General features: G+C 40.3%; 15 protein-coding genes. 4 read left to right on the top strand and 11 right to left on the bottom strand.

Annotated features, from left to right (window positions below):
• Positions 1–34: 34 nt before the first annotated feature.
• From coaE to DUT71_RS10795, 6 genes are all read right to left on the bottom strand, one after another.
• Positions 35–631 (bottom strand): dephospho-CoA kinase, encoded by a 597-nt coding sequence (gene coaE / locus DUT71_RS10820; protein ID WP_113662554.1) that lies wholly within the window; start codon positions 629–631, stop codon positions 35–37.
• Positions 631–1,578: a YbbR-like domain-containing protein gene (locus DUT71_RS10815; RefSeq protein WP_113662553.1), complete on the bottom strand. Its 948-nt coding sequence runs from the start codon at positions 1,576–1,578 to the stop codon at positions 631–633. Before DUT71_RS10815 ends, coaE begins: the two co-directional genes overlap by 1 nt.
• A gap of 126 nt (positions 1,579–1,704) precedes the next feature.
• Entirely contained in the window at positions 1,705–2,019 is a 315-nt protein-coding gene (gene yajC, locus DUT71_RS10810) for a preprotein translocase subunit YajC (protein WP_113662552.1), read from the bottom strand.
• A gap of 111 nt (positions 2,020–2,130) precedes the next feature.
• A complete protein-coding gene (locus DUT71_RS10805; RefSeq protein ID WP_113662551.1) occupies positions 2,131–2,577 on the bottom strand; it encodes a DUF1573 domain-containing protein in 447 nt (148 codons plus the stop codon).
• A gap of 164 nt (positions 2,578–2,741) precedes the next feature.
• Positions 2,742–3,695: a transcription antitermination factor NusB gene (gene nusB / locus DUT71_RS10800; RefSeq protein WP_113662550.1), complete on the bottom strand. Its 954-nt coding sequence runs from the start codon at positions 3,693–3,695 to the stop codon at positions 2,742–2,744.
• Positions 3,696–3,746: 51 nt separating this feature from the next.
• Positions 3,747–4,835 (bottom strand): Glu/Leu/Phe/Val family dehydrogenase, encoded by a 1,089-nt coding sequence (locus DUT71_RS10795; RefSeq protein WP_113662549.1) that lies wholly within the window; start codon positions 4,833–4,835, stop codon positions 3,747–3,749.
• A 193-nt stretch (positions 4,836–5,028) separates the two neighbouring features.
• Between DUT71_RS10795 and DUT71_RS10790 the strand changes: the two genes are divergently transcribed.
• The 3 genes from DUT71_RS10790 to DUT71_RS10780 all read left to right on the top strand — a co-directional run bounded on the left by DUT71_RS10790 (position 5,029) and on the right by DUT71_RS10780 (position 8,227).
• Positions 5,029–6,810 carry an ABC transporter ATP-binding protein gene (locus DUT71_RS10790; RefSeq protein ID WP_113662548.1) on the top strand — a complete coding sequence of 594 codons (1,782 nt, stop codon included), beginning with the start codon at positions 5,029–5,031 and terminating at the stop codon, positions 6,808–6,810.
• Positions 6,811–6,911: 101 nt separating this feature from the next.
• The gene (locus tag DUT71_RS10785; RefSeq protein ID WP_113662547.1) at positions 6,912–7,235 is read left to right on the top strand and encodes a DUF3276 family protein; all 324 of its coding nucleotides are present in this window, start codon (positions 6,912–6,914) and stop codon (positions 7,233–7,235) included.
• Positions 7,236–7,306: 71 nt separating this feature from the next.
• Positions 7,307–8,227, top strand: a complete 921-nt coding sequence (locus DUT71_RS10780; protein ID WP_113662703.1) for a serine hydrolase — start codon at positions 7,307–7,309, stop codon at positions 8,225–8,227.
• Here DUT71_RS10780 and DUT71_RS10775 read toward each other — a convergent pair.
• On the bottom strand, positions 8,224–8,700 hold the full coding sequence (locus DUT71_RS10775; protein ID WP_113662546.1) for a DUF5362 family protein: 477 nt from the start codon (positions 8,698–8,700) through the stop codon (positions 8,224–8,226). The two genes, DUT71_RS10780 and DUT71_RS10775, sit on opposite strands and share 4 nt — an antisense overlap.
• A 228-nt stretch (positions 8,701–8,928) precedes the next feature.
• Between DUT71_RS10775 and ychF the strand changes: the two genes are divergently transcribed.
• Positions 8,929–10,023 (top strand): redox-regulated ATPase YchF, encoded by a 1,095-nt coding sequence (ychF, locus tag DUT71_RS10770; RefSeq protein ID WP_113662545.1) that lies wholly within the window; start codon positions 8,929–8,931, stop codon positions 10,021–10,023.
• A gap of 102 nt (positions 10,024–10,125) precedes the next feature.
• Here the strand turns inward: ychF and DUT71_RS10765 are convergent, their stop codons facing one another.
• From DUT71_RS10765 to DUT71_RS10750, 4 genes are read right to left on the bottom strand one after another with little or no spacing between them, the layout of a single operon-like run.
• Positions 10,126–10,689 (bottom strand): DUF4256 domain-containing protein, encoded by a 564-nt coding sequence (locus tag DUT71_RS10765; protein WP_113662544.1) that lies wholly within the window; start codon positions 10,687–10,689, stop codon positions 10,126–10,128.
• A gap of 11 nt (positions 10,690–10,700) precedes the next feature.
• Positions 10,701–11,096 (bottom strand): DoxX family protein, encoded by a 396-nt coding sequence (locus tag DUT71_RS10760; protein WP_113662543.1) that lies wholly within the window; start codon positions 11,094–11,096, stop codon positions 10,701–10,703.
• A gap of 7 nt (positions 11,097–11,103) precedes the next feature.
• Entirely contained in the window at positions 11,104–11,571 is a 468-nt protein-coding gene (locus DUT71_RS10755; RefSeq protein WP_113662542.1) for an SRPBCC family protein, read from the bottom strand.
• Between the two features lie 3 nt (positions 11,572–11,574).
• Positions 11,575–11,898 (bottom strand): ArsR/SmtB family transcription factor, encoded by a 324-nt coding sequence (locus DUT71_RS10750; protein ID WP_113662541.1) that lies wholly within the window; start codon positions 11,896–11,898, stop codon positions 11,575–11,577.
• Between the last annotated feature and the right edge of the window lie 72 nt (positions 11,899–11,970).

Raw genomic sequence — 11,970 nt, 5'->3', positions numbered from 1 at the left:
TGAGCTTTTAATAAATTTATTAGGGTTTTATTAATCATTTGGCCAGTTCCAAAAACTGTTGATGTAAGTTTAAAACTTGTAAAATTATAGAACTGTTTGGGGCGTTACTGATCACATAATCGGCCATTTGCAATTTCTGTTCATCACTAAACTGCTTATCCATCCTTGCCAACACCTGCGCTTCGTTAACACCGTCCCTGCGGGTAACCCATGTAATTTTAAGCTGGTGTGGAGCAGTTACCAGAATGTTCTTGTCGCACATTTTGTAGGATCCGCTTTCAAATAAAAGAGCGGCCTCCTTAATCGAATAAGGAGTGTTTTTCGGGAGTGCTGCATCCCATTGGTCAAAAGCCCTAAATACTGCAGGATGCACCAGGGCATTTAATTTGGCCAGTTCATGTTCGTTTGCAAAAACAATGTTGGCGATATGTTTATTGTTGAGGCTGCCATCTTGGAAATAGCTTTGGCTTCCAAATGTTTCCCTAATGCCTTGAATTAGGATGGGGTCGGTGGTCATGATTTGCTTGGCAACCGTATCTGCATAAAAAACAGGGATCCCCAAAGTTTCAAATACCTTGCACACCGTGGTTTTGCCGCTGCCAATTCCGCCGGTTATTCCAATCTTTAACATTATTTTTCGATGATGAAGTCAACATTGCTGGGTACAATGCTCACTAGTTTTGAAAATTCGGGTAGCTTGGTGGTGGTTACCGAAAGTTTGTGGTGACCGCGTACTTTCCATTCATTTAAATCAACGGCAGCTTTCAGCAAGTCTTCATCTGCTTTGTTGTAATTTGACAAGGCTACCAGCAAGGTGATTTTCACCTTTTTAGGATAAAGCTTCACGTCGTAGTATTCCTTGTTGTTGAGGATACTTAACGGAACTTCTATGATTTTTTCTGTAAACTCGTCTACGGGAATTTTAACGCCAACATTATTGGGGTAGATACTAATATTACTAATCGCATTTTTTAGTACATTAACCCTGGTATCTACACTGCTTTTAATTTCGTTGAGCTTTAAGCTATCTGTATGCCAAACATGTATCTTTTCCAATTCCTCGTGTGGCCCTGAAATATTTACATACGATGGGCTGAGCTTCACTGCTTTGGCAATTCCATATTGGGGCGCAAAGGTAAGCTTCGAAATTAATTTCAGCGGCACCCTTTTATTGGTACGTCTGGAGAAATCAAAGAAAAGCGTATCAGGTTTAACAGAAATTACTTTTTGTGAAGTTTCCAGTTGCCTGTTAACTTGTTCCAGCTGCTCCGAAAAAACCACGTAGCTTCGGGAGTTGAGCTTTTGTAGGCTTACGGTAATTGAAGGAGGCTTTATCCTTAGCCGTGCAAAAAGCAATTGCCAGCCCGTACCTTCCACTTTTAGGTCTACCGTATCAGGCTGAAGCGCTTTGAAAGCCTTTCCCTGAGGTTCATCTTTGTACAGCAGTTCCGTTTGTACGGTATAAGGGTATTTTTTATTTAACGCCAGGAATAGCCATGCCCCAATTGCGCAAACGGCGCAGATTAAAATTGCTCCAAAGCGTTTTTGTTCAATTCGGGTAAGTTTAATAAAAGGCATGTGGTAAAATTACAATAAAAAAGCCACTCCGAATAAAACGAAATGGCTCTAATTTATAGCAATCACAAATGGCACAGCTTCATGATGATTGAAAAAGATCAAATCTGCGTATTTGTGGCCTGGAGCTTATGCCTTAGGAGCAGCAGCTTTGGTTGCCTCTAAAGAAATGGCAGATTTGTCGAAGCGGATTTTAGTGCCACCTTCTACTTCAATCAGAAAAGTAGTTTCATTAGATCCTACAATTTTGCCGTGAATACCAGCAGTGGTTACGATTTTATCACCAATGCCTAGTTCTCCAACTAATTTTTTGTGCTCTTTAGCTTTTTTCACTTGTGGTCTGATCATGAAGAAATAAAACACTACCATGATTAAAACCATAGGAATCACGGTTCCCATTAGGTTGTTGCCTCCAGCGGCCTGTAAAATTACTGTTGATATCATTATACTTTTTATTGTTGATTTTTAAAATTAAATTAATTGTATTGAGTAGACTAAGTTGGAATTAGAGAGGTTTGTTTAACTTTTACCTGGTCTCTAACTCCTGGCTCCAGGCTACTTTCTCTCTTTTACGTTACCTACCAAATGAAGTTCTTCAAACTTGGGGTTGGCATTTGAGATTACGGTTACTATCTTATCCTGCAAACCTAATTTACCGGTGCTATCAAAGGTTACTTTAATTTCTCCACTGTCACCGGGTTTAACTGGTTCCTTTGGATATTCAGGCACTGTACAACCACAGGTTGCAGAGGCATTGGTGATAATCAGAGGAGTTTTTCCTACATTTTTAAATTTAAATGTATAGCTTACTTTTTCGCCCTGGGTAATTTCCCCAAATTCATAAACCGCTTGTTCTACCTTTATTTTCGGTGCATCAGCTTCAGCAATCAGAGGAGTTTCGGCCGAAGTGCTATCAGTAGTGGTTGCGCTGCTCTCTACGCTTTTGTTTTGACAGGCACTAAAAGCAGCCGTACATAGTGCAATCAAGAAAAGTTTTTTCATCAGTTTAATTCTATTTCCTTTGTTGATGAAACTACGCTATTTTCCCACTGCGTGGTTTAAAATATAGACAGTTCCATGTGTACTGTTGTGGTTTTCGTTCAAAAAATTAGAAAGTTGAGGCTTGGATTATTGTTACTTCCTTACTCAAGCGTTTTCTGCTTCGGTTATTCTTCAATCAAACCTCTACCTACTTTTTTAATGCTGTTATTTCTCTTTAAATCGTTTAAAATTTTGTCTAAGATACCATTTATAAAAGTATTACTTTTCGGAGTACTGTAATCTTTTGATAACTCTAGATATTCGTTAATGGTTACCTTAACAGGGATAGATGGAAAGTTCATTAATTCGCAGATGGCCATTTTCATTAAAATGGTGTCCATTAGCGCAATACGTTCCGATTCCCAGTTTTTGGTTCTTTCGGCAATCAGCTCCTGGTACTTTTCGTCATTTTTAAGTGTGTAGGCAAAAAGATCTTTTACAAAGGTGCTATCCTCCGCCCAGTCTGCGCTTATTGGTGTAAGCTTGTTGTCCAATGGGTTTTCAGACTCGAAGTTTTTAATGGTTTTGGCAATCATGCCTTGCATTACTTCGCGATCTACTGGCCAGTTAATGAATTTGTCCTCAAAAGCTTGTACCACGTTTACGTTTTTCAACAACATCTTGCGGAAAATGAACTTGATAATCTCTTTTGAACTCTCCAGGGTTTCCTCAAAATCTTCGGCCAGATACGCTTCATATTCCTTGGTTTCCTTTAGTTTATTGAAAATGGATTTCACCATTTCCGGATCAGAAAACCAGTTGATCTGATATTTGTTTACGGCCGCTACGTACTCCGGATTATGCTTAAGTACATTAACGAATTTGTTGTGTAATAACTTCTGATTTGGGTTTAGATCTTCTGCGGTTGGCAAATGCTTATTTGCTCTCTCCTGAGCATCATTGGCGGTGTATTCAGTAACGTCTACGATAAGTGCGAGCATAGATACGTACATCTGATATACTTCGTCGATACTTTTCATCAATAGTTTTTGACTACTTGCTGTATCTTTCTTTTCGGTGTTTTGCCAAGCGAAGATATTTTGCAGGGCTTTAATTCTTAAGTGCCTTCTGTTTAACATGAATGTAAGAACGATTGCGGTAAAATTACCTGTTGTGTGTTATTTATTTAATTAATATGATGATTTGATTTTTTTAATGTCTTCGATGCGTTTTTCGGCCAGGCGTGCGGCGGCCAAGTTGGTAGGGATATTTTCTGATTTGGACAGTTTGATCACCTCCTTGGTGGCTTCGTAGATGTTTTCGGTAAGCTGTATGGTTCGTTTTCGGCCAAAACCGGTAAGTTCCGAGTAGCAGCTGATGATACCCCCAGCATTGATCAGGTAGTCGGGGGCATATAAAATGCCCTTTTCCTGCAATAGTTTTCCATGGGCTTGCTCATCGGCCAGTTGGTTATTGGCTGAACCGGCAATAATGGCAAATTTCATGGTTTTGATTGTCCTATCGTTTACCGTTGCGCCTAATGCACAAGGAGCGTAAATGTCGGCCCCGGTAGTAAAAATTTTATCAGCCTCAATGGCTTTTGCTTTGTATTTGCGTGCAATTACGCGCATGCGGTCTTCGTTAATGTCGGTTACGTAAACCTCCACATTGTCGTTTCTTAGCAATTCTACCAAATGCTCGCCAACATTGCCCGTGCCTTGTACTACTACAGATCGGCCGGCCAGTTCATCGGTGCCAAAAACTTCCTTAACACAGGCTTTGATTCCCAAATAAACGCCCTTTGCCGTAAACGGGGCCGGATTGCCTGCACCTCCCAATGATTCTGGAACCCCGGTAACGTGTTGCGTTTCCATGCGGATATACTCCATATCACGTACGGTAGTACCTACATCTTCACCGGCAATAAACTCGCCGTTAAGGTTTTTTACAAAACGCCCAAAGCTGCGCATTAAAGCTTCAGATTTTTGGCGTCTGGAATCGCCGATGATGACTGCCGTACCACCCCCAACATTTAGCCCGGCAACGGCCGCTTTATAGGTCATCCCTTTGGATAGGCGCAGTACATCTTCCAGAGCTTCGGCTTCAGAACTGTAATTCCACATTCTTACGCCGCCTAAAGCAGGGCCAAGTGTGGTATCGTGAATGGCTATAATGGCTTTTAACCCAGTAGACGGATCATTGCAGAATACTACTTTTTTGTGGCCAGATTGGCTTAATTGCTCTAAAATAGAATGGTTGTAAGAACTTATTTCTGGCATACAAAACAATGTTGAAACGTACCCTGCAAAACTAAGACAAAAAAACCATTAAATCTAAGCGTATTTTAAATAAATGGAATTCTGCCATAGATCAATGTTGGTTGGACCATGGTTGGGAAAGATACCACTTCAGAGAAGAATGAAGGAGACGTGAAACACCAACTCAAGTAATTTCTATTAACTTTGTGGTGCAATGAAACATTTAAGATATCTCAATAAGTACTTTTTAAAATACAAATGGAGGATTTTACCGGGTATTTTATTTGTAATCATCTCCAATATCTTTGGCGTAGTGCCTGCACAGGTCATCAGAAACGCTTATGATCTTATTGTAGAAAATGCGGCTATTTATAGGTTGTACGAAGGTTTTGATCGGCAGGCCATTGTTTACGAGATTTTTAGTTATAGCTTGTTCTTTTTTGGTGTAATCATCTTGTTTCTTTATTTGTTGCGTGGCTTGTTCCTGTTCTTCATGCGGCAAACCATTATCCTGATGTCGAGGCATATTGAGTTTGACATGAAGAATGAAATTTATGCGCACTACCAGAAATTGAGCTTGGGTTTTTACAGGCGAAATAACACTGGCGATTTGATGAATAGGGCAACTGAGGATGTGAACAGGGTTCGTATGTACGTAGGGCCGGCCATTATGTACGCCTTTAATACCACCGTACTTTTTCTTTTGGTAATCTATTTCATGTTTTCGGTAAATGCTACTTTGGCTATTTATGCGCTATTGCCTTTGCCCATCTTGGTACTTGCCATTTATTACGTGAATACCATCATCAACCAAAAAAGTGAAAAAATACAAGCGCAGCTATCACGTTTGTCGAGCTTTGTGCAGGAGCGTTTTTCGGGTATCCGAGTAATGAAATCGTACGTAAGGGAAGCTCATGCGCAGCAGATCTTTGCCGAAGAGAGCAACGCTTATAAAAATAATTCGATGGACCTGGTAAAAGTGCAGGCGTTTTTTTACCCAACAATGCTGCTTTTGGTGGGTATCAGCACCATTTTAACCATCTATATTGGTGGCGAGCAGGTTATTGATGGTGCCATTACGCCAGGTAATATTGCAGAGTTTATTGTTTATGTGAACCAGCTTACCTTTCCTGTAACCATGTTGGGCTGGGTAACTACGCTTATCCAACGTGCAGCAGCGTCCCAAAAGCGCATTAACGAATTTTTGCAACTGCAGCCTGATATCAAAAGCGCAAATCAGGAAATTGACCTAAAAGGTAATGTCAGGTTTGAGAATGTAAGCTTTACTTATGCAGACACAGGGATCGAAGCCATCAAAAATGTGAGTTTTGAAATCAAAAAGGGGCAGTTTGTAGCCATCATTGGTAAAACTGGTTCGGGCAAATCTACCTTGGCCAACTTACTCATGAGGATGTACGACCCAACATCGGGCGAAATTTTAATAGAAGGGCAGCAGTTAAATGCCATCAATCTTCACACTTACCGTTCTCAAATTGGTTTCGTGCCCCAAGAGGTGTTCCTGTTTTCGGATTCCATTAAAAACAACATTGCTTTTGGACTGGATGCGGTTAACGACGAGCAGGTTGCTCAGGCAGCGAAGGATGCGGCAGTTTACCAAAACATCATAGGTTTTGAGCGGCAATTTGAAACCATGCTTGGTGAACGAGGAATTACATTGTCTGGAGGCCAGAAACAACGAGTTTCTATTGCTAGGGCCTTAATTAAGGCGCCTCAAATGCTAATTTTTGATGATTGCCTTTCGGCGGTAGACACTAAAACGGAAGAGGAAATTCTGAGTAATTTGGGCAAACTGATGAAAAACCGGACAAGCATACTCATTGCCCATCGTATTTCGACCATTAAAAATGCCGATAAGATTTTAGTGTTGGATAATGGAGAAATTATTGAGGAAGGTACTCACGAACAGCTCTTAAGCAAGGGTAAAGCCTATGCCGAAATGTACCAGAACCAACTTTTGGAAGAAGAAAATGTATAAAATATTAAAAAAACGTTAAATACTACGATTTCTATTTTGAAAGTTGATAATTATTACATTATATTTACCCCAACCAAAACCACACTACACACAATAAAAAAATGGGAGATTTCGACAACAAAGAGAGAGAAGAGGTTTTTTCGAAGAAAGTGAGAGCAGGTAAACGCACTTATTTTTTTGATGTAAAAGCAACTCGTTCAGGTGATTACTATTTAACCTTAACTGAGAGTAAGAAAAGATTAGAAGACGGTGTTTTCGTAAAACATAAAATTTTCTTATACAAAGAAGATTTCGAAAAGTTCACTGAAGGTTTGACCGAAACAGTTGACTATATTAAATCTCGCCAAGAAGTGGTAGAAAAACGCTATGAGTATTCTGATAACCAGGAATATGCGGCGAAATCAGACGATGACTTCACTTTCTAGGAACTCAGTAAAAAAGAAATATGATCCTTCCCGAAAATTGGGAGGGATTTTTTGTTTCCAGATATTTTGAAATGAACAAAGCCCCGTTACTTTTAATGCTAATACTATTGTTGGCATTTAAATCATTTGCCCAAAAGCCCGAAAAAGTTGATGTTAAGCTGAACAAAATGGTTAGCGCATTAATGAAAGACTTTAACGGCCAGGTTGGTATCTATGTAAAATCATTAAAAACGGGTAAAATAGCGGCTTATAATGCCGATACTATTTTTCCTACGGCAAGTATGATCAAGGTGCCCATTACCTGCGGTATTTTTGATAAAATTGAAAAAGGGGAACTGAACTACAATACTCAGTTAACCTACAAGGATAGCCTCTTGTATGCCGGAGAAGATATTTTGGGTTCGTTTAAAAATGGAGAGAAGATATGGTTGGCCAAGGTTTTGATGCTGATGATTACCACCAGCGATAATACCGCGAGCTTATGGTGCCAGAGCTTGGCAGGCACAGGTTTAGCTATTAATGAGCTTATGGGAAAATATGGGTTGGAACACACTCGCGTAAATTCCCGAACACCTGACAGGCAGGCCAACCAAAGGAAGTATGGCTGGGGACAAACCACCCCTCGGGAAATGGCCAGTTTGCTAAGCTTAATTAGGGAAGGGAAGATGATTAGTAAGGCCGCATCCGAACGGATATACAGAAATCTCATTCGAATTTACTTTGACAACGTGGCCCTGTCCCAAATTCCGCCCTATGTGCAGGTAGCTTCTAAATCGGGGGCCGTTAATGCTTCACGTTCAGAAGTAGTTTTGGTAAATGCACCGCATGGCGATTACGTTTTCTGTATCATCACCAAAAACCAACAAGATACTTCTTGGAAGTACGATAACGAGGCCGAGGTGCTGATACGGAAAACAAGTAAAATGCTATGGAATTATTTTGAGCCCAAAAGTAAATGGGAGCCCGCTAATGGGATGGATAAATACCATTAAGCAGCTGCCATGCCACCTACTAGAGCAAGAAAGAATATAAGCACGTAAAAAGCAATGGCGATGATCATCATGATCCCATAAAATTTGAAAAATGATTTCAGCTTGCCAATACTCGTTTCTAGACTAAGTTGATCAGCATATAAAACGCCCTGTTTGGCTTTTACAGCATAGCTAAAAAGCATTAAGCTAGGGTACAAAAACAGTAGGGCATAAAACAACATGATAAAAGTGAGTACGCCACTCCCTAAGCTGCTGTACATGTCCATGCCCGGCATTTGTGAAATGGTGCTAAATATAGCCCCCATTGAAAATGCCACTAAAATCATTAACCCAGAGAAAATAAAGCCTACAATACCTAAAAATTTGGTCCAACCAGCCATGTCGTATAAATAGCTGCGCATATTTTCGGTTACTATTAATTGAGGTAGATTTGGCTGTTCTTGTGCTGCGGTTTGTTCGAAGTTATTTTCCATAATTTTGTTTGATTGCTCTAAGCTAATAAATAATTACTAGAGTTGCCAAGGTTTTAAACCTGTATTTAATAATTGTGGTGAAAGAAATCAGGCTAAAATTAGCAGGTACCGAGGTGTTGGCTCTAAAATCGTCAATCTATTTACTATCTTTGCGCCTTTAAAAACTTTGATAGATAAGCGTTTTGTCTGTCTACTGAAATCGTAAAATTTAAAAATCTTAAATATAAAATGGCATTACAATGTGGTATAGTAGGTTTGCCTAATGTTGGAAAATCTACTTTATTTAACTGTTTATCTAACGCTAAGGCGCAATCTGCTAACTTTCCTTTCTGTACTATAGAGCCAAATGTTGGCGTAATTACAGTGCCTGATGAGCGTTTAAATAAATTAACGGAATTGGTAAAGCCACAACGCGTAGTTCCCAACACCATCGAGATTGTGGACATTGCTGGTTTGGTGAAGGGTGCTTCAAAAGGAGAGGGCTTAGGTAACCAATTTTTAGGGAATATTAGAGCAACCAATGCCATTATTCACGTATTGCGTTGCTTTGACGATGGTAACATCATTCACGTTGATGGTTCCGTGGATCCTATCCGTGATAAGGAAATTATCGATACCGAACTACAGTTGAAGGATTTGGACACCGTTACCAAACGTATCCAAAAGATAGAGAAACAGGCGAAGAACGATAAAGACGCTAAAAAGGAATTTGACTTGTTATCGGTGGTGAAAAACCATTTAGAAACTGGTAAATCTGCACGTACGGCTCCCTTAAGCACTGAGGATTTTGAAGAGATTGCAGGTTTGGGCCTATTAACACAAAAGCCGGTAATGTATGTGTGCAACGTGGATGAAGCTTCGGTAGTGAGCGGCAATAAATATGTAGATTTAGTGAAACAGGCGGTGGCAGAGGAAAATGCGGAAGTGCTGGTCATTTCGGCCAAAATCGAATCGGAGATTGCTGAATTAGAAAGCTACGAAGAACGCCAAATGTTTTTGCAGGATTTAGGTTTAAATGAATCTGGTGTACATAAATTGATTAGAGCTGCATATAGCCTGCTGGATTTATATACTTACTTTACCGCTGGGGTGCAGGAAGTTAGGGCTTGGACCATTACCAAAGGTTTTACCGCTCCACAAGCTGCAGGAGTAATCCATACAGACTTTGAAAAAGGTTTTATCCGTGCAGAAGTAATTAAATACAATGATTTTGTGACCCTGGGATCTGAAAATGCCTGTAAAGAAGCCGGTAAGCTAGGGGTAGAGGGTAAAGCGTATGTTGTTGAAGATGGCGATATTATGCACTTTAGATTTAACGTTTAAAAAAAACGAAAATATCACATTAAACCTTATAGGTTTTTAAAACCTATAAGGCTTGTATCGAATCCCGTATTTGCGGGATTTTTTTATGAATGGTGATTTTGCTTAAACTTTCAAAGAGCCTCTAAACCCGCGGGCGGCGTAATAGGACTCGGCACCATTGTGGTAAATGAATACCCGTCCAAAGCGCCAATCGCCAAAAATTGAACCTCCTAGTTTCCTTACTTCCGGAGGGGTAGCCAGCCAGCTGGAAGTTTTGACATCGAAATTCCCTAATTTTTGCAATTGTTGGTACTCCTCTTCGGTGAGTATTTCGATGCCCATTTCGGCTGCCATGCCAATGGCGCTATGTTTAGGTTTGTGCTCCTTTCTTGATTCCAGCGCTTCTGGATCATAGCAAATGCTGCGGCGTCCTTTTGGCGTTTCTGCCGAGCAATCGAAGAAAGTGTATTCGTCTTTGGTTTGGTTGTATCCCACTACATCGGGCTCGCCGCCGGTAACCTCCATTTCGTCTAAAGTCCATAGTTTTTCAGGTTGGGCTTCCAATTTCTGTTGTATCATGTCCCATGATAGGTTTTTGTGGCGGTCCATGTTTTTCGCAAAGCGATTTTTTAAAATGCCAAGTAGCTCTTCGGCTCGTTCTTGAGGTAATTTGAATCTATTGCTCATAACTCAGGTTTTTAAGTGGTGATTGGTGTGGTTGGATGAGTGAATTTTCGGCTAGCTGGCCTAAAGCACCAAGATATAACGGTTAAAGTTAACAGTAGTAACGAAGGTGCGATGTCGGCAAAGGAATCTTTTAAGATGATGTGGGAAACGATTGCTCCGGACATCGCGAAAAAGAAACCTGCATAAGCCCATTCTTTCAACAGAGGAAGTTTTGGCGAAAGCACTGCAATGACACCTAGAATTTTCCATATTCCCAATATTATCAGGAGATATTCGGGATAACCCAAATGCTTCATCATGGTGATTTCTTCGTTTCTTTTTAAAATTTGTACAATGCCGGTAGATAGCATGCCTAAAGATAGCCAAAGGGTTGCGGTCCAATAGATAATTTTGTTGCGCTTTAACATAAAAGTATTATTTAAATTGGTTAAGTACTTTTTGGAGGAGGTTATGTGCCATGTTAATGCCCTGGGCAAACGGCAACTGTAGCATTTGGTCACGATAGGCAACTGATTTGTAAATAACATGCATGGTTAGTTTACTGGTGTTTTCGCCCAGGGCTTCGAAACTTAAAAATTCCAGTTGTACGGGAAATGGGGTGTTTTCCATTTCAAATGTTCTGGTAATTTGCTGGTTGGGGATAAATTCATGAATTGTACCATTGGCACTAAACAGCAGGTTGCCCTGTGGGTCCCTTTTTTCGAACTGGTAGCTTCCATGTGGCTTATTTTCTAATTTGATGACCGTGTTTCCCATCCATTGCTCTACTAATTTAGGTTCAATATAGGCTTTAAAAAGTAAGGCTAGGGGAAGGTCAAACTCGCGGGTAATGGTAATTTCCTGTTTGCCATCTTGGGCATGTATTTTGGTTTTTAGTTCCATGGTTTATGATTCTGATTGATATGCTTTCATGATTGCTTCAAGTTTATTAAACCTGTCGTCCCACATTTGCCTAAATGGTTCGATGAAATCAGCTATTTCTTTCATTTTTTGTGGATTTAGCTGGTAGTAGATTTCCCTGCCGTTTTGCGCTTTGCTGAGCAGTTCGCATTCGGTGAGGATTTGTAGGTGCTTGGATACGGTTGGCCTGGCGGTACCAAAGTTTGCGGCAATGGTTCCCGCGGTCATGGATTGGGAGGCTACCAAAATAAGGATTGCCCGTCTGGTGGGATCGGCAATGGCCTGGAATACATCTCTACGTAAATTCATTATGAAGTCATTTGGCTACAAATATATATGTAGTTATTTAACTACGCAAATATTTTTGTTTTTTGCTTGGTT

Origin of the sequence: Pedobacter nanyangensis (assembly GCF_003313505.1) — a bacterium.
Taxonomy (GTDB): domain Bacteria; phylum Bacteroidota; class Bacteroidia; order Sphingobacteriales; family Sphingobacteriaceae; genus Pedobacter; species Pedobacter nanyangensis.
This window is presented reverse-complemented; position numbering and strand designations above follow the sequence as displayed.